The organism is Shewanella sp. 1311, assembly GCF_059338235.1.
Map to the genome: position 1 here is coordinate 4763604 of NZ_CM181686.1, position 20992 is coordinate 4784595.

25 protein-coding genes are annotated in these 20992 nt (G+C 46.5%); 6 read left to right on the top strand and 19 right to left on the bottom strand.

Going from position 1 to position 20992, the window contains the following annotated elements; all coding sequences use genetic code 11:
* Positions 1-63: 63 nt before the first annotated feature.
* Positions 64-756 carry a proteobacterial dedicated sortase system response regulator gene (pdsR, locus tag AC5YB3_RS20970; protein WP_006081337.1) on the bottom strand — a complete coding sequence of 231 codons (693 nt, stop codon included), beginning with the start codon at positions 754-756 and terminating at the stop codon, positions 64-66.
* A gap of 258 nt (positions 757-1014) precedes the next feature.
* Here pdsR and pdsO point away from each other — a divergent pair, with 258 nt between their 5' ends.
* From pdsO to AC5YB3_RS20985, 3 genes are all read left to right on the top strand, one after another.
* Entirely contained in the window at positions 1015-1845 is an 831-nt protein-coding gene (gene pdsO / locus AC5YB3_RS20975; protein ID WP_494526094.1) for a sortase-associated OmpA-like protein PdsO, read from the top strand.
* A 105-nt stretch (positions 1846-1950) separates the two neighbouring features.
* Complete coding sequence (locus tag AC5YB3_RS20980) at positions 1951-4266, top strand: marine proteobacterial sortase target protein (RefSeq protein WP_494526095.1); 2316 nt, start codon at positions 1951-1953, stop codon at positions 4264-4266.
* 32 nt (positions 4267-4298) lie between these two features.
* On the top strand, positions 4299-5006 hold the full coding sequence (locus AC5YB3_RS20985; protein ID WP_494526096.1) for a class GN sortase: 708 nt from the start codon (positions 4299-4301) through the stop codon (positions 5004-5006).
* A 206-nt stretch (positions 5007-5212) separates the two neighbouring features.
* Here the strand turns inward: AC5YB3_RS20985 and AC5YB3_RS20990 are convergent, their stop codons facing one another.
* On the bottom strand, positions 5213-6238 hold the full coding sequence (locus tag AC5YB3_RS20990; protein WP_012587834.1) for a GGDEF domain-containing protein: 1026 nt from the start codon (positions 6236-6238) through the stop codon (positions 5213-5215).
* A 210-nt stretch (positions 6239-6448) separates the two neighbouring features.
* Here AC5YB3_RS20990 and AC5YB3_RS20995 point away from each other — a divergent pair, with 210 nt between their 5' ends.
* Positions 6449-8071 carry a M28 family metallopeptidase gene (locus AC5YB3_RS20995; RefSeq protein WP_494526097.1) on the top strand — a complete coding sequence of 541 codons (1623 nt, stop codon included), beginning with the start codon at positions 6449-6451 and terminating at the stop codon, positions 8069-8071.
* Positions 8072-8207: 136 nt separating this feature from the next.
* On the opposite strand, the gene AC5YB3_RS21000 is transcribed toward AC5YB3_RS20995, so the two are convergent.
* The 3 genes from AC5YB3_RS21000 to AC5YB3_RS21010 form a co-directional block, all read right to left on the bottom strand.
* On the bottom strand, positions 8208-9071 hold the full coding sequence (locus AC5YB3_RS21000) for a DUF481 domain-containing protein (protein WP_126492112.1): 864 nt from the start codon (positions 9069-9071) through the stop codon (positions 8208-8210).
* A gap of 398 nt (positions 9072-9469) precedes the next feature.
* A complete protein-coding gene (locus AC5YB3_RS21005; RefSeq protein WP_006081344.1) occupies positions 9470-10456 on the bottom strand; it encodes an ATP-grasp domain-containing protein in 987 nt (328 codons plus the stop codon).
* A gap of 20 nt (positions 10457-10476) precedes the next feature.
* Entirely contained in the window at positions 10477-10926 is a 450-nt protein-coding gene (locus AC5YB3_RS21010; protein WP_011846617.1) for a MaoP family protein, read from the bottom strand.
* A 108-nt stretch (positions 10927-11034) separates the two neighbouring features.
* Between AC5YB3_RS21010 and hdfR the strand changes: the two genes are divergently transcribed.
* A complete protein-coding gene (gene hdfR / locus AC5YB3_RS21015) occupies positions 11035-11904 on the top strand; it encodes an HTH-type transcriptional regulator HdfR (protein WP_006086379.1) in 870 nt (289 codons plus the stop codon).
* A gap of 10 nt (positions 11905-11914) precedes the next feature.
* Here the strand turns inward: hdfR and AC5YB3_RS21020 are convergent, their stop codons facing one another.
* Positions 11915-12286 (bottom strand): diacylglycerol kinase, encoded by a 372-nt coding sequence (locus tag AC5YB3_RS21020; RefSeq protein ID WP_006081347.1) that lies wholly within the window; start codon positions 12284-12286, stop codon positions 11915-11917.
* Positions 12287-12565: 279 nt separating this feature from the next.
* On the opposite strand from AC5YB3_RS21020, the gene AC5YB3_RS21025 reads away from it, so the two are divergent.
* On the top strand, positions 12566-13513 hold the full coding sequence (locus tag AC5YB3_RS21025; RefSeq protein WP_494526098.1) for a DNA ligase: 948 nt from the start codon (positions 12566-12568) through the stop codon (positions 13511-13513).
* Between the two features lie 44 nt (positions 13514-13557).
* On the opposite strand, the gene AC5YB3_RS21030 is transcribed toward AC5YB3_RS21025, so the two are convergent.
* From AC5YB3_RS21030 to AC5YB3_RS21090, 13 genes are all read right to left on the bottom strand, one after another.
* A complete protein-coding gene (locus AC5YB3_RS21030) occupies positions 13558-14628 on the bottom strand; it encodes a type I restriction endonuclease (RefSeq protein ID WP_006086382.1) in 1071 nt (356 codons plus the stop codon).
* A 683-nt stretch (positions 14629-15311) separates the two neighbouring features.
* Entirely contained in the window at positions 15312-16496 is a 1185-nt protein-coding gene (locus tag AC5YB3_RS21035) for a phage integrase Arm DNA-binding domain-containing protein (RefSeq protein WP_494526099.1), read from the bottom strand.
* Positions 16486-16716: an excisionase gene (locus AC5YB3_RS21040; RefSeq protein ID WP_012088952.1), complete on the bottom strand. Its 231-nt coding sequence runs from the start codon at positions 16714-16716 to the stop codon at positions 16486-16488. The genes AC5YB3_RS21035 and AC5YB3_RS21040 overlap by 11 nt, the downstream gene beginning before the upstream one ends.
* A complete protein-coding gene (locus AC5YB3_RS21045; protein WP_306682190.1) occupies positions 16713-17069 on the bottom strand; it encodes a hypothetical protein in 357 nt (118 codons plus the stop codon). The genes AC5YB3_RS21040 and AC5YB3_RS21045 overlap by 4 nt, the downstream gene beginning before the upstream one ends.
* A gap of 178 nt (positions 17070-17247) precedes the next feature.
* On the bottom strand, positions 17248-17562 hold the full coding sequence (locus AC5YB3_RS21050) for a hypothetical protein (protein ID WP_113941495.1): 315 nt from the start codon (positions 17560-17562) through the stop codon (positions 17248-17250).
* Positions 17559-17879, bottom strand: a complete 321-nt coding sequence (locus AC5YB3_RS21055; protein WP_494526100.1) for a hypothetical protein — start codon at positions 17877-17879, stop codon at positions 17559-17561. The genes AC5YB3_RS21050 and AC5YB3_RS21055 overlap by 4 nt, the downstream gene beginning before the upstream one ends.
* Complete coding sequence (locus tag AC5YB3_RS21060) at positions 17876-18106, bottom strand: hypothetical protein (protein WP_012586784.1); 231 nt, start codon at positions 18104-18106, stop codon at positions 17876-17878. The genes AC5YB3_RS21055 and AC5YB3_RS21060 overlap by 4 nt, the downstream gene beginning before the upstream one ends.
* A complete protein-coding gene (locus tag AC5YB3_RS21065) occupies positions 18103-18381 on the bottom strand; it encodes a hypothetical protein (RefSeq protein WP_263176066.1) in 279 nt (92 codons plus the stop codon). The genes AC5YB3_RS21060 and AC5YB3_RS21065 overlap by 4 nt, the downstream gene beginning before the upstream one ends.
* Entirely contained in the window at positions 18382-18675 is a 294-nt protein-coding gene (locus AC5YB3_RS21070; RefSeq protein WP_012089044.1) for a hypothetical protein, read from the bottom strand.
* Entirely contained in the window at positions 18672-19736 is a 1065-nt protein-coding gene (locus AC5YB3_RS21075) for a DGQHR domain-containing protein (protein WP_494526101.1), read from the bottom strand. Before AC5YB3_RS21075 ends, AC5YB3_RS21070 begins: the two co-directional genes overlap by 4 nt.
* Positions 19733-19966, bottom strand: coding sequence for a hypothetical protein (locus AC5YB3_RS21080; protein ID WP_168825297.1), 234 nt, complete (start codon positions 19964-19966; stop codon positions 19733-19735). Before AC5YB3_RS21080 ends, AC5YB3_RS21075 begins: the two co-directional genes overlap by 4 nt.
* Positions 19960-20352: a hypothetical protein gene (locus tag AC5YB3_RS21085; protein ID WP_494526102.1), complete on the bottom strand. Its 393-nt coding sequence runs from the start codon at positions 20350-20352 to the stop codon at positions 19960-19962. The genes AC5YB3_RS21080 and AC5YB3_RS21085 overlap by 7 nt, the downstream gene beginning before the upstream one ends.
* Positions 20349-20978 carry a hypothetical protein gene (locus tag AC5YB3_RS21090; protein WP_494526103.1) on the bottom strand — a complete coding sequence of 210 codons (630 nt, stop codon included), beginning with the start codon at positions 20976-20978 and terminating at the stop codon, positions 20349-20351. Before AC5YB3_RS21090 ends, AC5YB3_RS21085 begins: the two co-directional genes overlap by 4 nt.
* Between the last annotated feature and the right edge of the window lie 14 nt (positions 20979-20992).

A 20992-nucleotide genomic window follows, 5' to 3' on the forward strand; every position in this document is an offset into this window, starting at 1 on the left:
CAGCATCAATGGGATCAAAAGTGTATTGGCTCAAGGTTACGTGCATCAAGGTATCGCGAGAGTTCAGGCTAAGCTGTCCCAGCGATAACCCATGCCATAAACCGTATCGATACAATCAAACTCAGGCGCGGTGGCGATGAACTTCTTGCGAATACGTTTCACATGGGAAGTGATCGTGCTGTCATCGACAAAAATCTTCGCCTCTTGCATTAACTCATGGCGGCTGCGCACATGGCCCGGGTGTTTGGCTAACGCGTGCACCATCCAAAATTCAGTGACGGTAAGCTCAATGGGTAATTGGTTCCAATAGACTTGCATGCGGTTGGCATCAATCGTCAGCGGACCTCGCTCAAGCAGGTTTTCCTGCGCCGTTTGGCTGGCCGCAAGCTCGGAGCGGCGAAATAAGGCCGCTAAGCGCGCAGTTAAATGGGGGAAACTCACTTCTTTACTCAAGTAATCATCGGCGCCTAAACGCAGGCCACACACAGTATCAAAGTCACTGTCACGGGCGGTCAAAAAGATGATCGGCAGCGTGCTCGACATTGCGCGCAATGACTGACACAGCATAAAGCCGCCGTCAATTTCATTGCCTAAACCTATGTCGATAATGGCTAAATCCGGTAAACGAGTATTAAAGGCTAACATGGCCGATGGTCTGTCGGCATAGGTTTGCACGCTGTAACCGTGTTGTTGCAGCACGTCCTTGTAATTCTCGCGAATGGCCGCTTCATCTTCCACTATGGCGATACGCTTCATAGAGCCATATTCCTATTGACTTGGGGGAGTAAGTTTTCGTGACTATACAGGATTTTACCCGAGATAAAAGGCCACGAATGCAATTGCCATTTTGTTGCCACAATTGATAGTTGCATTGCCATTTTCCATCCCTGCTCATGCCATTCCACTTGTGTTTAATAGCCGCATTCAGTTTTGCACCGGTTTTGACCTGATGGGGTTTTGAACTTGTTGTTCAGGTTCGAGTGCAAGCTCAGCTAATAATCAAAAAGGAATGAGATGATGAAAAAGACACTAATTAATCTGTTGGTTTTGAGTTTATTAAGCGCGCCAGTCGCCAGTGTGTCGGCGCGGGTTTCACTGCAAAACCAAGCTCAAGGACAGGAGCGCAGCTTAGATAATGATGTCGATGCCAGCGGTATGGCGATGGATGGCGAATACGCCAATGAGGACGAACAGCCAGAAGCCTTAATTGGCCTCGGTGGTGGTGCATTAGTGGGCGCGTTAGTCGGTGGTCCTGTGGGGGCCATTATTGGCGCGTTCACTGGCACCTTGATTGGTAAGTCGGTTAGCGACACAGACACGCTGCACGTTCAGCAGAGACAGATCAACCTGCAAGAGTCGCAATTATCCGAGTTGAGTGTAAAGCAACAAACTGCCGAAAAACGCGCCAGCGAATATGCCAAGGCGCAGCAAGAGCTTGATGAATTGCTATCCGCGCAACGTCAATTACTCAGTGAGCTCGCCCTAGGACTAAACGTGCAGTTTCGCACTGGTTCCTCTGAGGTCGAATCGCATTTTTTGCCCCAATTAGATGATGTGGCCGAGGTGATGAATCTGTCGCCTGAGCTTAATTTGGAATTAAAAGGCTATGCCGATCGCCGGGGTGATGTGAGCTACAACCAAGCCCTTTCTGAGCAACGTTTACTGGAAGTCCGTGGCTACCTGATTAAGCAGGGCGTCACCGCTGAACGCATGACAACCCAAGCCTTTGGCGCTTTATCGCCACTGCAAGCGGAGCAGGACAGGGAATCGGATGTGTTCGATCGCCGTGTGACCTTGACCTTACAGCCTCATTCAACCTTGATGGCAACGCGCACGGCGCAATAGCAGTCGATGTTAGTCGTCCATTCTAAGCCGTCAATTTAGAACATTCATTTTAACGACTGCGAACGTCAGTCCATATTAGTTAATAGAAAGAAGGAAGCCTTTGTGATGATCACAGGGAAAAGGGTAAAAGAAATCAGCGAAAGCTTAGCGATATTAATGATCAGTGCCGCCGTATGTTGGGGCTTGCCCTTTGTGGCATTAGCCTCACCCAATAGCACGGGCACATTGTCTGAACCACAGAATATTGCCTCGGCGCTGGTCGGCCAAAATACTGCTCAAAGTACGGCAGAGTCACAGGTCATTAATTACGATGACATTACTCAGGGATTATTACTTTATCGTCAGCCGAGCGGCGCTTGGGTGCCATCTTTGCCACTCGATACACAAGTGTCGATGCAAGTCTCTGGCTTAAGTAATCGCGTTAGCGTGAAGCAGGTTTTTCGCAATAACACTGAGTTTGTGTTGAATGGGCAATATCTGTTCCCGCTGCCCAATGAGGCCGCGGTGGATTCGCTGCGATTACATATCGGCCAAAGGGTCATCGAAGGGCAAATTCATCCTAAGGCCGAGGCTAAGCAGATTTTTGAGCAAGCCAAAGCGGAGGGTAAACGCGCCAGCTTAGTGAGCCAAGAGCGGCCAAATATGTTCACGACCGAAGTGGCCAACCTAGCACCGCAGGAAGAGTTGATTGTCGAAATCAGCTATCAGGAGAGTATCAAATATGAAGATGGCTTGTTTAGCCTACGTTTTCCGCTGGTGGTCGCGCCTCGGTATATCCCGGGCTTAACCTCTGACGCAAGTGCTAGCGATTCAAATAATCCTATAGCACAGAGCAGCCAATCGAGCCGAGTGACCAGCTCGCAGGTGTTTGATGCTGACCGGATTGTGGCGCCTGTGCGGGACGGCGCCAATGGACGCGATCCTGTGCTCAAGGCGGACATTCAAGTCTTGCTGGCAAAGGGGGTTGATAAGGCGTCAATTGAGAGTCCTTACCATGACATCAAACTCAAGCAAACCAATAGCGGCGTCGATGTTTCACTGGCACAACGCGTGCCTGCCAATCGTGACTTTGTACTGCAATGGCGCGTACAGCAGGGTACGAGTCCAATGGCTTGGGTGTTTAATCAACAGGGTAAGACCCATAAACCCGATGGCGATAATTTGTCTCAGGACACGCTTGAAACCAGCAAAGCCAACGGCATGAATGAAGATAATTACAGTCTCGTCATGGTGTTGCCTCCTAAGGTCGAAAAGAGCACCCAACCGAGTTTGCCCCGCGAATTAATTTTGGTGATTGATACTTCTGGCTCTATGGCGGGGGATTCTATCGTTCAAGCCAAAAATGCACTGCTTTACGCATTAAAAGGACTCAAGCCCGAGGACAGTTTTAACATTATCGAATTTAACTCCAGTCTGTCTCAGTTTTCAGCGACATCATTACCGGCGACCTCGTCGAATTTGTCCCGTGCCCGTCAATTTGTGAGCCGTTTACAAGCCGATGGTGGCACTGAAATGGCGCTGGCACTGGATGCGGCCTTGCCAAAATCCTTGGGCAGTGTCTCGCCCGATGCAGTGCAGCCTTTGCGCCAAGTGATCTTTATGACCGACGGCTCTGTGGGCAATGAGCAAGCCTTGTTCGATTTGATCCGCTATCAAATCGGAGAGAGCCGCTTATTTACTGTCGGCATAGGCTCAGCGCCTAATTCTCACTTTATGCAAAGGGCGGCAGAGCTGGGTCGTGGCACTTTTACTTATATTGGCAAAGTGGATGAAGTCGACGAGAAGATCAGCGCCTTGCTGAGCAAAATTCAATATCCCGTATTAACCGATATTCAAGTGCGTTTTGATGATGGCAGTGTGCCCGATTACTGGCCATCACCGATTGCCGATCTGTATCGCGGCGAGCCTGTGCTTGTGAGTCTAAAACGCAGCGCCCGTGAGCCGCAGGAATTAGTGATTTCAGGTCGCCAAGGGCATAAAAACTGGCAACAGTCGTTATCGCTTCAGGACAACTCAGCGGGACTTATCACCAATCAAGGTGCGGGTTTAGATTTACTCTGGGCGCGTAAACAGATTGGTGCATTGGAGCTGAGTAAAAATGGCGCGAATGATGACAAGGTAAAGCAGCAAGTCACGGCTTTGTCGATGAATTATCACTTAGTCAGCGCTTATACCAGCTTAGTGGCGGTGGACTTAACCCCCATAGATTCAACTGCAATGAGCCGCGATGCCGTGGTGCGTCAGCACTTGCCCTTAGGTTGGCAGCCTTTTGGTGCCTTGCCACAAACTGCGACCTCGAGCCGTTTGGATATGTTATTGGGTGCGCTGACCTTGCTGTTGGCCTTGGTACTTATGGGATCGATTCTGCGACAAAAACGTGAAGAGAAGGCGGCCATGATGGCGCTTGCCTGTCATAGATGAACCAATGAATCATGAACGACGAGTAAAGCCCGATGAGTAAAGGCAGAACACAGCGATTTTTAGTGGTGGGATTATTTTTAATTGGCGCAACATTGTTAGGAAAGGGACTCTATATGCAAGCTAAAGCACACTTTGCCCAGTATTTGATTGAACAGGCGTGGACTAAAACCTTAGCCGATGGACAATCTCATAAGCCTTGGTCATGGGCGGATACTTACCCCGTGGCAAAGCTGTCCATTTATCGTGAACAAGCGGCGGCTAATAGCGATATTGAAGCCGAGCTTAATGACAGTTTATATGTGTTGGCGGGGGCTTCAGGGCGAAATTTGGCCTTTGGCCCAAGTTTAGTATTGTCCAGTGCGCCAGCGGGGCAAAAGGGCAATACTGTGATTGCCGGACACAGGGACACGCATTTTGCGATCCTCAATGGTATGGCGGTGGGTCGCCGACTATCGTTGCAGACGCTTAAGGGAAATAACATTATTTATGAAGTAGTTGCGACTCAGGTGGTGCATGAAACTGAAACGCAGTTTATGGCGCCATCCGATGATAATCGCTTAACCTTAATCACTTGTTATCCCTTCGATGCGCTTCAAGGCGGCGCCGAACTGCGCTTTGTGGTGCAGGCGATACCGGTTGAAGATGAGTCAATGGATACGGCTAGTGCAGATGTTTCAGCTTCAACTGGGAATGGGATGCAAGGGAAGGTCGCTTCTAGTACGCGCAGTTTCACCCATTAGGTCGCACGTTAATTTAAGCCTTAGCGCAATCTTCAACCAAAGCGTTAAGGCTGCTTTGAGCTAATAATGTTGATTAAATCATGCTGACCAAATAGTGCTTATCAGTAACCGCCAAATGTCTTCACTAAATAACTTTAGCCTGAAGCCGAATCATCGGCTTCAGGCTAATTCATTGCGTTTCGGTTATCACAATCAGGTCATCACAATTAGTTGCTGATCGGTAACACGCGATTTCGACCTAAACGTTTAGCGTCATAAAGTAATTTATCTGCCGCTTCAATCAATTGCATGCCCGTTTGTTTTTCTTGCCATTGGGCAACCCCAAATGAGGCACTGATATTATTGATGCGCTCGTCTTTACGTCTGTCTTTCAAACTGAGCTTTTCGAGTCCACGGCGCATGGCTTCGGCCAGTTGCCTTGCAATTCGTAACTGACTTTTAGGCACAATAATCACAAATTCTTCACCGCCAAAACGATACAGTTTTGCGCCATCGCGGCAGGATTCCTGTAGCCGTTTTGCCACGGCGCGTAACACTTGGTCGCCGAGCTGGTGGCCGTAGGTGTCGTTAAACACTTTAAAATGGTCGATATCGGCCAAGATCAAGCAGGTGCCTAAGGGCGCTTGGGCCAACATGCCGGCAAAATCGCTGTCGAAGGCACGGCGATTAAAGCAGCCAGTCAGCGCATCGTAGAGCACATCTTTTTCTGTCTGTTCGAGCTTTTTCTTTAGCGCATCGATTTCGGTTTGAGCTTTCTGCAATTGTCCGGTAAAGAACTCAGTGCTCGAGCGAATATTGTCCGACTCTTTCACTAAACTGCGCACCAGATCGAGCACTTGCTCAACACTAAAACCCTCATCTTCGATGCGGTTGAGCTTTTCAAAATTACTCTCGATGCGCGACTGGAATTCATTGGCATCTAGATTGGTATCTTTGAGCGATTGGGACAGCTCTGTCACCATAGCATCCAGATTCTGGCGCATTTCGCGGACATCGAGTTCAACGGGATCGGCAACATACTGGCGATATAAGAGTTCGCTACTCACAGGAGGACAAGTGTTGTACTGGGCGATAACGGTATCGAGTCGTTGATTTAATTCGGGATTCTGTTCACCAACATAAGTGTACCAAAGCGCATAGTTAACCGGGGTGGTCGGAATTTTATGTTTGAGCATCAGAGGCACTGCTTTTTTGAGATTCAGTGCAGCGGCTTGTAATAACTCTAGCGACATATTGTTACCTTACTTAATGAAAATAAACGGATATTTTAAGATTTTCGCTATTTTATTCTGTTGTTATCTGTTCAAAGCTAACCGCAAGCATCGTCGGCTCGATGAAGGCATGAACACCGTTTGTGCTTGGGCTGCAGCGACTCCGTTTGCGCTAAGACTTCCATCATAAACTAAAGATGATATGGTAAAGTCTATCCTTAAAATCAAATAATGATAATAACTTGGGAGAAAGTTGTGAAAAATATCATCTTAGCCACAAGTCTGATGGCCACTATCTCATTACCCGTTTTAGCTGAAACCGCATTTGTGCAAAGCCTCGATCTCGCGCAATACCGAACCGATGTTAAAACCTTAGCCAGTGATGCCTTCGGTGGACGTGCGCCTTTGTCTGAAGGTGAGACCTTAACTTTAGACTATTTAGTGAAAGCATTTAAAGATATGGGTCTCAAACCCGGATTTGGTGACAGTTATCTGCAGGCCGTGCCTTTGGCGCAAATTAGCGCAGATCAAAATATGCAGCTTGATATCGGCGGACTTAAATTTGCCAATGGCAGTGAATTTACCGCGAGAACCCAAAGAATCGCTGAAACCGTGAGCCTGAATAAAAGCGATGTGGTGTTTGTCGGCTACGGGATCAACGCGCCCGAATATGGCTGGAATGATTACCAAGGGTTAGATCTAAAAGGCAAAACCGTTATCGTGCTTGTGAATGATCCAGGCTTTGCGACTCAAGACCCTGCGGTATTTAAAGGCAATGCCATGACCTATTACGGTCGCTGGACTTATAAGTATGAGGAAGCCGCGCGTCAAGGCGCCGAGGCTGTGTTTATTGTCCATGAAACCGCGCCTGCCGCCTATGGCTGGGGTGTGGTGCAAAACTCCAATACGGGCACTAAGTTCACTCTGGTCGATGCCAATAATAATCAAGGCCAAGTTGGTGTGATGGGTTGGATTCAGCACGAAACTGCGCAAAAAATCTTTACTAAAGCAGGATTGGATTTTGATACCTTAAAGCAGCAAGCTGCCAAGCCAAACTTTAAGGCGATCCCACTTAAGTTGAGCGCCCAGCTCACGTTAAACAATAAAATTGAACGCGCCGAGTCCCATAACGTCGCGGCTTTACTGCCAGGTAAAACGCGCCCCGACGAAGTGGTGATGATGCATGCCCATTGGGATCACCTCGGTACTGTGATTGAAGACGGTAAGTCAGAGATTTTAAACGGAGCGGTCGATAATGCCAGCGGTGTGGCGGGGGTTTTAGCTTTGGCGCGTTACTTCAAACAGCAAGCCAAGACGGCGCCACTAGATCGCTCGGTGCTCTTCAGCGCCTTTACGGCGGAAGAAACGGGTCTGATTGGAGCGCAGCATTTTGCTCAGCATCCGAGTGTGCCAACGAAAAACATCGTCGCCTTTTTAAATATCGATGGCATGAATGTGAATAAGGGCGTGGATTACATTTTGCGTTATGGCGAAGGTGTATCTGAGTTGGAGCAATACTTAGATAACGCCGCGAAGGCCCAAGAGCGTTCAGTTAAAGCCGATCCAAGACCGCAGAATGGGTTGATGTTTAGATCGGACCACTTTGCGCTGGCACAACAAGGTGTACCTGGATTGCTATTTATGAGCCTTGGAGATACCGATCCTGATTATATCGCCCATAAATATCATAAGCCTGCTGACGATTATGATCCAAGCTGGAATTTAGGTGGTGTAAGCCAAGATTTAGACCTTATCGCCAGTATGATTACCAGCTTAGCCAATAGTACCGATTGGCCCCATTGGCTTGAGTCATCTGACTTTAAAGCCAAGCGCGAGCAAGATGGGCGTAAATAGTGTTAATGAGTTGATTCATGAGGGCGCCAGTAGGTGCCCTTATTTTTTAACGCTGATTTTAGCTAGGATTTGGAAAATGGTTTTAGCTAAGCGTGGGCAATTGAGACAATAAGAGTCTTAATGGAATATATTTGAATTAAAAAGAATAACTGATGGAAAGCATAGGGCCGATAAAGCTGTAATAAATATTGTAATCGGCAATTTGAGTGTCTTTATTCGGCGAGTTTTGGGCAATATCCACATCAACTTTGTAGTAGTTATAGGCCACGCTCATACGCCAGTTTTGAGTGATTTGTGCATCAACACCGACTTTAATATCAACAAGCTCGCCTTTTACATCATTGAGTGTGATGTAGAAATACTGTGCATGGCTGGTGACTTGCCAACCTGGAACAAATTCATACTGACCATAAATACCAAAGTCCGGCAGTGGTGCAGTGACATTTTCATCAACAATGCGCGGGATCGCTTGGCTACCACAGACGTTATTGAGTAATTCTGACGAAGCGCAAACTCCAATCACACCTTCAAAACCTGTCTTGATAAACATAGTGTGTAAACCAAATGACAGACCCACATCATAGTTACTGCCTTGAAAGACATCATAACCATAGCCTAAGCGCAGCACATCGATGTTTAAGGTTGAACTGAGCTTACCGCCGGCTTTGATATCGTAAATGGTGTCGTTGATTTCGAGCTGGAAGGGTTTGGCTAGGGCTTGGGTGTCGGCGCTACGGTGGAGTTGTTTCCAGTCGAGGTAGATATTGTGCCGCTCGTTGAAGTGATAATTTAACTCGATAAAAGGCAGGAATTCGTTTTCAGCGAGTTTGAGATCAGATTCATAATCTAAGGTGAAGTTATTACCCGAAACTGGGTTAGTGACTTCCATATTGGTGTCTGATTGCGAGTAGAAGCCGCCTAATTGAATAGTAAAGTCATCGGCTTGCACTTGAGTGCTGACGAGTGACGCTATGATGAGGGGTAACAAGCGAATCGACATGTTAAGGAGTAACTCCAGCATTATTCTTATTATGTTTAGCGATAAGGTCAGACTTTAGTGCCATAAAAAATCGACATTTGGAGTTTAACAGCAAATTTCGCGATGTGAATAAAATGTTTTAAAAAATGCGAAAATTTGTGATTTGAAACAAAAGTAGGACTTATTTTAGCGGTATTGAATGAAATTTGAGCGAAACATCACATCAATTGTGGATTGAAGGACTAACGCAAACGGTAAGGGAGGGGCTAGTGCTACCTAGAAATGACTTCAGTATTGCAGCTTTGCTTGTGGCGCGACATGCCAATGGATGTGAAACATGATAAATGGGGGATAGTAATCAATTTAAGAATATCTAGCGGCGTGATACCGCTAGATATTGATATTATATCGCTGGTCCGCTATTTAGGCTCGATAACGGACGTCACAGACGTTTCTACATTGTCAGTAATGACCACTTTGGGGCTACTTGGCTCATCTTTATTAAACATGCCTAAACGGATGCGAATAAAGTGTAAAATTTGCGCGGCAATATCCACATTCAAACAGGATTCTAAGCCTTCAAATCCTGGGGATGAGTTTGCTTCGCAAATTTTGTAATGGCCGTTATCAAACAATAAATCGATACCCGCAACATCGAGATCGAGAATATTGGCTGTTTGCGTGGCAAGCCACTCAATTTCAGGAGTGATCTGAAATGGACGCGCTGAGCCGCCGGCACTGACATTGGCTTTAAAGCTGTCTTCTTGACCACGCCTTTCGTAGCAACCTGCAACACGACCACCGATGGTAAATACCCGTAGATCGCGCCCGTGACTGTTAGCGATAAACTCTTGCAGAATAATGTTAGCGTTTTTGTTGGTCGCTTCAATCAACTGCATTAGATCGTCAAATTCACGTGCCTTATGGGATAAAAACACACCGCTGCCCTGTGAGCCAGAAAGCGTTTTAATCACCACAGGAAAGCCTAGATGGCGCTCTACAAGGGCGATATCAACGGGGAATTTAACCAACATGGTTTTAGGCGTAGGCAAATTCTTCTCGGCCAACAATTGCTGGGAGAATAATTTGTCTTTAACGATTTCAATGGCTTTAGAAGGATTGAGGCAATACACCCCTAATCTTTCTAAGTGGCGAATAATGGCTAAGGCAAAGTAAGTTGTGCCTGATCCCATTCGCGGAATAATAAAATCGGGCAGCTCGACGGCTTGCCCATTCAATAAAATACTCTTGTTATCTTCTCTGGTGACAGTCAGATCAAATTCATCAGGTGCGTAAACTTCCAACTGTATGTTGTCGGCTTTTGCTGCCGCTAGTAGACGCTCAATTTCATACCATTCAGGTTTTAGCTGAGTCGCGGTTTCTTTATATAAAATCCAACCACGCATTTAGTAGCAAACCTTAATCTTCATTCTTTATCCTCGGGTTCAGGTTCATCCTGAACATCATCTTCAATATCAAATACAGCCTCGGCCTCAACTTCTATCTCGGGCTTGGTTGCAGGCAAATGCACTGTACCAACCACGGCATAAAAGGGTTTCCCCATGGCGAGCCTGCGATACTTTACCCAGATCTGCTCTAACAAGCTACTGGGCGCGATATTTCCTTTGGCGACTTCCACAAATTGGGCTTCATCGGAGGTGCAGGGCAAGGTTTTACCTTCGGCTAAATTCTTCATTGCATGACCATGCAATTCAAGCAGTTCAGCTTCCTTATTAGTAAAATCGCCGCTTCGTTTGAAGCCTTTGGGGAAATTCGCGTCGTCGTAGAAACGTTTTTGCGAGACAAAACTGGCAGCAGCTGAGCCGTTAAACGTCTCAGAACCCTTGTTAGCGTTTGAAAAAGACTGTTCAGACATGGCAGATACCCTCTAGTTTTTGATATACAAAGATTTGCAACTGGAGTATTGGCTAGTATTATTGATTTATAAATCAAAAAAATTTGCCTATGTTGGTCAAGAATTTTTATGGATACCGATTTACTGAAAACCTTTCTTGAAGTCTCCCGTACTCGCCATTTCGGTAAAGCGGCTGAGAATCTGTATCTCACGCGCAGTGCTGTGAGTTTTCGAGTCAAGCAGCTTGAGAGCATTTTAGGCGTCGCGCTGTTTGAGCGTCAGCGTAATAACATTCAGCCTACACCCGCAGGCGAGCGCATGCTTGGCCATGCCGAGGCGGTATTAACGGCGTGGGAGCGGGCTAAACAAGATGTTTCCCTCAGTCAGTTACAGTCGACTCAGCTTGCTATTGGTGCAGGGCCGAATATTTGGGATGCCTATTTGCAAGGTTATTTACAGGGGCTGCACGTGGGGCTGCCCGGCGTTGCGCTGCGCACCGAAGTGTTGCCTGCCAATGCGATGACGCGCCAATTAATGGACCGTACCCTCGATATCGCGATTTCATTCGATCCGCCAAAGCTTGATCAATTTGAATTAGTGCAGCTGGGGCAAATTAATTTGTTGTTGGTTTCGAGCCTAAAAGGTCAAACTGTGAATGCCGTGGTGCCGGGGCAATATGTAAAAGTGGATTGGGGGACGGCGTTTAATATTGTACATGCGCAGGAATATGCGTCGCTGCCTGTGCCGACACTGCACACGAGCTCTGCGCGTATCGCCTTGGATTTCATCTTAAATAATGGTGGTTGTGCTTTCTTACCCGAGCATTTGGTGCAGCATGCTTTGCGCAGCGGCGAATTGCATCACGTCAGTGGCGCCAGCGCTATTTCACGAAATGTGTATGTTGCCTATTGGGCGGAAAATGATCGTTTAGCCCAGATCAAACAAGCCATCGACTTTTTAAGGGACGATGGCTCAGTGTTTGCTCATGCGACTATCTAAAACGTCGGTGTTAAAACACCAGTGGCGCCAATACGACCAGCCAAGTTAATCCACACAGCGCAAGACTCATAAACACGGCAGCCGAGGCAATGTCCTTGGCTTGGCCGCTTAGTGGGTGAATTTCACTGCCGACACGATCGACCACAGCTTCAATCGCCGAGTTTAAAAGCTCAACAATCAACACAATAAACAGTGTAAAAATCAGCAACAAACGTTCAATCGTGCTGATATCAACCCACAAAGCCACGGGTAACATGATGATGGCTAACATTAATTCCTGTCTAAAAGCGGCTTCGTGGACCCAAGCGGCCTTTAAGCCCTTCATCGAAAATCCCGTTGCTCTGAAAATGCGTTTAATACCGTGATTGTTGGCTGGTTTCATAGTGTTTCCAATAGACATTAGCGACAATGCGCTGAGGTGTTGCTCACTCAAACAGGTTTGATAAAACCAACTGTTGTGGATTTTAACATTTGACTGAGTCAATAAATTTGGCCGCAGTATAGCCCGAGATGAAAAGCGCATAAACAATTAACTGAGTAAAATCGTCATCAACATTCGTTGTTAACTTAGGCGCTTAGTGACTTTAGACGGTTTTTTAGTGCAACTTGAGCTATGCGTTCTAAGCTTGATGAAGGATATATTGTCAGAGTGAGCAAGGGAATGACTCATGCCAGCCCGTTACAAGATTTAACATTTTATCGGTTTATCCGCTTTCGGTTTTTCAAACAACGTCGGCTCTTAGTCAGTCTGCTGATATTCGGTTGTTTAGCCCCAGTGACCTATGCGCAAACTTCACCACCTTCGATACAGTTGGCAACTGAGTTTGATGCCCAGCAAGAGATTAATATTCACGACTTTTTGATTAGCGAAAAACTCGACGGGGTGCGAGGTTACTGGAATGGTCAGGCACTATTGACTCGGCAAGGTAATCTTATTGCTGCTCCAACTTGGTTTATCGCGAATTTTCCGAATTATCCCCTCGATGGTGAATTATGGCTTGGGCGAGGCCAGTTTGAGGTTATGTCGAGCATAGTTCGACAAACCTCAGCCAAGGATGATGACTGGCGCAAAGTGCGATTTATGGTGTTCGATGTTCCCAAGGCGGGTGGCGACTTTCAGCATCGCTATCAATTTGCGTTAACTAAACTGAGTGGCAAATCGCATTATCTTGACGTCATAGCGCAGTTCCAAGTGGACAGTCTTGAAGCTCTGTATCAAAAACTCGATAGCTTAGTTGCTAAAGGTGCTGAAGGATTAATGCTGCATCGCAGCTCCGCGATGTATATCAGTGGCCGCAATCCTAATTTGATGAAATTAAAACCCTATTATGATGCTGAAGCGACAGTGATCGGCCATATACCAGGGAAAGGTCAATTTGCAGGGCAAATGGGTGCAATAAGAGTGCAAACCCCAGACGGCCGGATTTTCAACATAGGCACAGGTTTTAATCTCGCAGAGCGTCAACATCCCCCCTCCGTGGGCGCAATCATCACCTATAAATATCTGGGTCTTACCGTAAATGGCTTACCCAGATTTGCCAGTTTCCTGCGGGTACGCGTCGATATAGATAAGAGTAATAAAGTCATTTCATCGCAAGAAGGAAACTAGCGGGCAGTTCTGCCCGCAATACTGCTCCGCTAGTATTTAAATTATTACTCGTAAAAAGTGACTGTAGTAAGTAGTTGTTCACTATAACTAAAAATATCGTCTACCGAACTAATGGGATGACGAGTTTCATTTTTATTAGCATCCATTAATCCAAGGTATTTTTGTTTAGCATTAAAGTGCAATCGACATAAAGGCTTACGATTGTTGTCATCTAGTAACACACCAAAGTAGCTTTGTGTATCTCTCGCAATAATTCTATTTACTTCTAATTTTTGTCTCAAGATGGCTTTAATAATATTGAAACCTTCTATTTCTTCATCTGTTGTAATGACTTTAATTTTTTCGTCATCGGAAATTATTAAAGACTCGCTTGAGTTTTTATCTTCAATAACTGGCTTATCTCCACCAATAGCAGATTTTAATCGTTCATTGATACTATCGCTTAGAAATTGTCTTAGTGCTTTATGCGTAATCTCTGCGAATTGGTGTTTCACTTTGGGTGTGAGAACACCATCGTAGGCTCTTGAGGCAAAAAAGCGGATGAATTCGTCCTCAGGTTCTTTAAACTGCTCGCTTATGATACGTTTTATTTGGCTTAAGTACTTAAGTTCACCTGCTGCACTTACGATGGAATCTACATCGAATGAACTTTTAGTGAGTTTCTTTACTTCAGGAATTAAATGCTCGTCAATATTTTCCAGATCTAGTGTAAGAAATGGTTTTTCATCCATTTTATTTGGAGCATCTAGGTCGGTATAGAACTGATACTCAGTGCCATTTGTCAAAATGGCAAGACGGGCGTTCGTTACTGAAAAATAACGAAATAGCTGAGCAGCATGTTTTATTGATAGTTTTTCGTTGTACTTTTTACATTCTATCAGTATTTGTACTTCGCCATCTTTCATTAAAGCATAATCTACTTTTTCACCTTTCTTACAGGCAGTATCGGCAGTAAATTCCGGAACAACTTCATTGGGATTGAATACGTCATATCCCAAAACTGTATGCAGGAAGGGCATGATTAAGGCATTCTTTGTCGCTTCTTCGGTTTGAAGGCTACTAGCAATTTGTGGGATACGTTTAGAGAGAACATCAATCCTTTCAATAAAATCCATTTCACATTTCCTCTTGTTGTACTCTGTTGCTTATTTTTTATTCCAGTGAATTTGCAGCGGTTTGTAAGTTCATAATCGTTTAAACCGTACATGCAGTTATAAACCTAGCCGATAAAAGAACCATATCAAGTGAAATTATTAGTTTTTGTGGTATTTATCTAGTATTTACAAGTACGGCTGAAGATTTATTAAATAGACCACACATGAATTGTTAAGCAGATACTGAGTGATACCACTTGAGTTCAATGTGTTGCCCTTTATCATATATACAAATCATGTCATATAGAGTGTATTGTAAAAGCATAAAGTGTGATAAGTGGCTGCGCGACAAGTCGAACATGATGTTGATAACCTAGCGAATACTGGCGTATCACGATGAACGTTAATGTATAAATTAAAACAAACCTTCCATATTTACTGATTAATTGGCAATGATTTCACTCCTATGTCGCCTTAATTTGACAACTCAGGCACAAAGCACATTTAATCAATTAATCATGACGATGGATAAGCTTTGACTGTTGAAGGATTGAATGAAATGAAAGAGGCGAGAGTGCAACGCATATTAATGGTGTGTATGGGCAATATCTGCTTGAAATTTAACTCATTGTAATTGTTAGATAAAAACCTCTCTCCAAAATCTCTCCAAAATTCCTCTCCAAAACGCTGTGTGATTTCTGGTGCTAAATCACTAGCTCTATCCACATCTGGCCACGTATATCATGATATGCAGCAGTGGTTCGCGGGTCTTTGTGACCAAGTAAGATTTGAGTGTCGATTCCCTGACCGCTATAGAGTCTTTCTGAAAGTGATCGCAATTCGTGAAAGGTCGTTGTCGATGGACCAAGCTCGTCGCGGCATTCAGAAAAGCGTTTGGTAATGGTATCAACAAACACTTGCCCACCTATGGTTGCACCTCTAATACCGTGTTGATGGTGGATCAGGTATTTAGATACACAGCGGCTACGGCAGGATAAAACAACGTTGCCAATACTCAAATCTAACGCCTCAAGTTTAAGTCCCAGCGGCAGCTTGAGCATCGTTGAGGTTTTCTGCTGAAACACATGCAACCATTCGCCTTCAACGTAGGAGTAGGGCGGCTTAGAACGGTTTCCTGTTTTCCAATTTTGATACAGTTTTTCCCAATCGTTGCCCTTTTTAAATTGCATGTTAGCGATATCAACGCGGCGCTGCCCAGTCACCAATGCGAGCAGAATGGTATTTTTAACCCACGGCTCTTTGGTTTCGGCAACCGTGAGGATTTGTTTCACGGCTTCTAGTTCAAGCCGATCCCGAACGACGTTTACCCGTGGGGATTTGGTCGCCGATGCGGGATTAAATCCACCGGTGATTTCTCCCGCTTGAGCGGCTTCTTTGAAAATATCAATCAATACTGATCTCACCGCCTGCGCAGTTCTTTCTTTTCCTTGCGCTCTTAAAGACTGCATCAGCTCGTAACAGTCTTTGGTTGATATGTCTTTGAGGGGAATATTGCCCATCGCTTTTATAGCAATAGTCGCCTGAGACTTACGGGTTTTAAACGTGTTGAGTCTGATCTCGCCGTTATTTAATCTATCGCCCTGGATAGTAATGTATTTTTCAACCCACTTTTTAAAGGCAATACCATGTTGTGCCACACGTTCCGGCCTAGCGTTATAGTTATCGATAAACGCACTTGCAAGTTGTTGAGCAATTAACAGATTTAATGCGCTTGCTCGTTCCTTTGCGATGGTTCTATCTTTACCTAGCCCTCTAAAGGCCCCATTGCGGGGATCTCGGTACTGGTAATAAACTTCACCATTGCGAGCATCTTGCCGGCAATAAAGATTTTCTACACCTAGGTCGAACTTACGTGGTCTAGCCGCCATTGAGGATTCTCCTGATAACAGGGTCGCTTATATCACTGACCACAACCTGAGTCGGGTCTACGTAAATCGCATTGGATTTAACCGCCCAGCGTCTACCGAGCTTAATTGGTCTTGGGACAATGGACCCTGACTTTGCCCAAGCCTGCAAAGTCGCTTTTGATACAGAGAAGGCGATATGCATTTTCGCCCAATCTTCAAGGGTAATATATTGCTCGATCATATCGGACTCCTGATTAAGTCAGCGCCAGCATTGTTGCAGTGTTCATCATCGTGCCTTACCTGCTTTAAACAACCTTCATCCTCATCTTCTTGCCATTCACCAGAGTCGATTAATGCTTTGGTGCATTGACTGCAAATCTGATGGGTACGGCCGCAATGTTCGACAAAGGTTGGTCTATGCGCTTCACAGAAATAACCCTCGCAGCTGATCTCATCTTCGCCATGCATACCACCACACGCATAAGAAAGGCCACGGTCGATTTGTTTGTGGCAACCCGGATGATCACAGGTTGCTTCGAAGGCATAACCAATGGGTCTGCCGTTACTATCTTCACCACAATTTGACCAGCTCATTGCTTACCATCCTCAATGTAACGATGAAAATCATCCCCGCCACATGTTGCAAACTCTTTTTCGCAATGCGCCCATGAACAGACAAATTCGTTTTCGCATAGATCTGATGCGTAAATCGTATTTTCACCGCCACAGTGTGGACATGAAACTATTAGCCCTGCAGGCTTTGCCATCTTCTTCATTGTTTACCACCATTTGTAACGCTTTTTTCTTGGCCGCAAATTTTTAGAAGCTCGTTCGCATCAGTTATTGCACTCTCGATTCCTAGGCACTGTGGATAGTCATTACTTAATACAAATAGGTTTGGCAGTGCTTGTGTAGATATGAAAGTTTTGAGCTTATCCACCTGCATCGCCAGCTGGCCGCGCTCAGCTGTTAGAGTGTCAATTTCTTGCGCTGCCTCAGCCGCAAGATTCTTTTCACCACGACGAGATAAGTCGTCTTGATCTGTAGCGAACTGCTTTAGCCGTTCTGATAGTGAAAGCTGCTTCATGCCGCTACCTTATCTTTCGGCGCGAAGAACAGCGCAACGGGGCCATCTTCGGTGTCGTGAATACTCAGCAAGAATGAGCCGGCCTTGTCGCAAACGGGTTGCCAATCGCTGATATCGGTATCGCCCTCATCAAAGTAGCGCTCGATTTGATTTTCAGTGGCATCGAGTTCAAACCAAATCGCCACAAACTCGCCGCCTTGGCGTGCAGCCCATGCTTCACACTCCACACGGGTCACACCTTCATCCCACTCGGGCATATTTGGATGGGTCCAATAACCTTCTTCACGTTCAACTGTTGCTGCTTGTATCGGGTTCATGCTGCTTCTCCTTTTATCCTGAGTTTTGATTCTGCGTTGAGTGCGAATACTTCGGCGTCGGCTTGGCCGAAGTCGCTGCACTCGATGGCGTTAAAAGACTTACAAATGCCCCAACCGTGATAGTTGTTTGGGGTGTACTTCACTTCGATTTGTTGCTGATCGCACATCAAGGTGGAGTAGGGCTTAGATAACGTGACCACGCCATCTTTGGTGCTAAACGTATTCATGCCGCCTCCTTGTTTTGGTTGGCGTTGGTTTGGCTGACTGGCGAATGGCAGGGCAGGCGCATTGGGTGATATCGGTACGAATACACTATGGTGCGGCTAATGCCCTTGGCGAGGTTGGTTAAGCCGTTGCCTAATGCTTGCCAGTACAGGCAATCTAACGCGCCGAGTGCTAGCGCGATTTTGATGCTGTCGCCCGTTGTGGCCTTGAGTAACAGGCTTAACTTATGGCTGCGATAATGATTTAACAGATGGCGAAACGCCGCTGATTGAGTCATTTAGGCCACTTGCTTCGGTTGCAAAGGGCTTGATTGCAAATGAGTTAATTGCAGCTTGGCCCAGTCGATGGCTTTAATGGCCTCGACCGTGGCGGCGATTTGCTCTAGCTTCTTTTGCCCGCGCATAAAGTTAGACAGTTCAATACCGTGGCGAGCCGCCGCGCGTTCGGCGGGCAGGGCACTGGTGTAATGCAGTGTTAACGCGGCAATCACCTCGGGCGAACTAATGCGGGTAAGCGACAGCAATAACGCAACGCGCTCTTGTGATTCAAAGCCCGGGAGTAAGTGGTTCATTCTGCCACCTCAGGGAAAAACGTTCTTTCAACGCTGGCGCGAACTGGGTCGAGCTTTTGCTGCATGGTTTTAAGAATGAGGTTTGATGTCAGCGTTACGGCATCGGCGTTGGCGAGTAGCTTGCCTGTTTTTGGGCAAATGCAGCGGCCTGTAAAGTCTTGGCTGTTGCGGGTCCAAACGAGGTTTTGGTAAGCGTGGCGCCAGTGGCGTTGGCCGATGGACTCAGCCTCGCTTGCGGCGCTCGCCAGTGCTTTAAGCATTACCGTGGTGGTAAATAAACTGGTTTCGCGCTCTTTACTGCCAAGGGATTGGAGCTCCATGGCTGCGCCCATGGTGTTCCAAAAGTCATAGGCAAGGGTGGCGTGGTAGGGCTCAAAGTTTTTCTTGGTACCCAGCATGATGGCCGTAGCGTCTTTAATTTGTTTAAAGGACCAATAGCACTCGCTCTGTGCCGTGGGTTTGTTTGTCGCAAAATCAACACGGCCTTGCATCCAGTCGATTTGGTTCACTAAATCCATGGTGAGCTTTGATAGCTCATCCCTGTGGTTGTAGGTATCTGACAAACCTTGAGGCGGTTTGCTGGCATTTTGGTTGATATCGGTAAACGCTTGCTGGCGTTCTTGCAGCGATAAATTCATGTACAGGGTGATAGAGATTGAGTCTTGTGCAATCTCCGGTGATTTTTCGAGTGCCTTTGCGATACCGGTGGCGCGGTGCTGGCCATCGAACAGTTTGATAATCGAATCAAGGCCAACTTTTAATACACCAACCACGCCGCTGATTTCGGACGCTTCGAACTTTGGCGTATCGCCGCCTGTTGGCACTTCAACCACGCCGATAATGCCTGGCAGAAAATACCCTGTTGGATTCGTTACCATGTAATTGCCAATGGATTTAGCACGGGCAGGGTTAACTTTGCGTTGGCTGCGGTCGAGCACACTGCCGGCATCGTCAATGCGTAACATACGAACCAGCACACGCATCGACATGATAACGGTGTAAAACACTTTACCGCCTTGTACGCCCATCACAGCGGGCATTGAGTAACACATATCCATCATGCTTCTCCCTGTTCTAGTTCGTTTTCTTTAAGTTCTGCAACACATCTTGGGCAGACACATGGAAAGAACTCATTGTCGTTGATGGCTTGCTGCCAGCCTGCCGCTGATAATTCGGCGACTATGTCACTGTCTGAGACGATAAAAATGGTGCGTATACAGCTAGAGCATGAAATCTGGCATCCAAAGCTCTGCTCTAGCTCGCTGATATCGGCAGTGCTTAACGTCAACATGCTGCCACCTCATCACATGGGTATTGCTTCCTTACATTGTTAATCGCGTCCTCCATGGTGGGGTGACGCTCATTCATTCGGCCCTCACGCAGATGGCGCTTATGGGCAACGAGCTTCAACATGCGTGGTCCCGATGGCTCGATTTGAAAGCGGATCATGCGGTCATGTGCAAGAACGACGGCAGTCGTGAGGGCGCTATAGTCGAAGGTAGACATGTAATGCGCGCTAGTACTGTTGATTGATAACCCGTGCTCACCACAGGCTTGGATTTTGCCAAACATGTGATTGCCGCCGTTGTGAATGTCGCAAAGGAAATCAAAACACTCACGTTGATCTGCATTGAGCCAAGGGTAATGTTTGGCATAAAAATCATGTTCGTTGCTCATGCTGCCTCCTTGCTTTGGGTGGCTTCATCGTACTGGCGGATGGCAAACACAATCGCGAAACAGCACCAGATAAAGCGATAGGTGAAAGGGTCTTTCCAGCCATCCCAAAAATCATCTAACGTCATGCCGCCCGCATCTTCTTCATCCCAATTATTGAGGCGATAAACCACATCCCACTCGGCGTTCTCGCGGTTTTGGGTAAACTCCTTAACGGCATTGGTCGCGCTGCTAATCGCCTCGGCATCTTCTTCATTCGTCGGGTCTAGCCCTTCGACAAACCACTGCAAAAACTGCTCAAGGCGTTGATCGGCTTCTTTGGCATCAAACTCGCGAGTGCCATCGGTTTTACACTCAGCCAGTACCTTTTCTTCCCAGTAACTCGCATTCACACCCCAGTCATCACCGCTTTGGCGAAAGAAGCAAAACATGTCCTGAACCCGAGAAAAAACGTAACAGCCCATATCGCCACTGATGCACAAATGCTGCGGCCATGTGGTGATCTCAAAGCGATGCTCAAAGCTGCCTTGGCTGAGTACCATGTGACGGAACACCCCATCATCCTTAAGAATGGTGAGTTGATGTTCGGCCACATCGCTTAAAAATGATGTTCTCGTTGGGTGGTTCATACGCTATTCCTTCC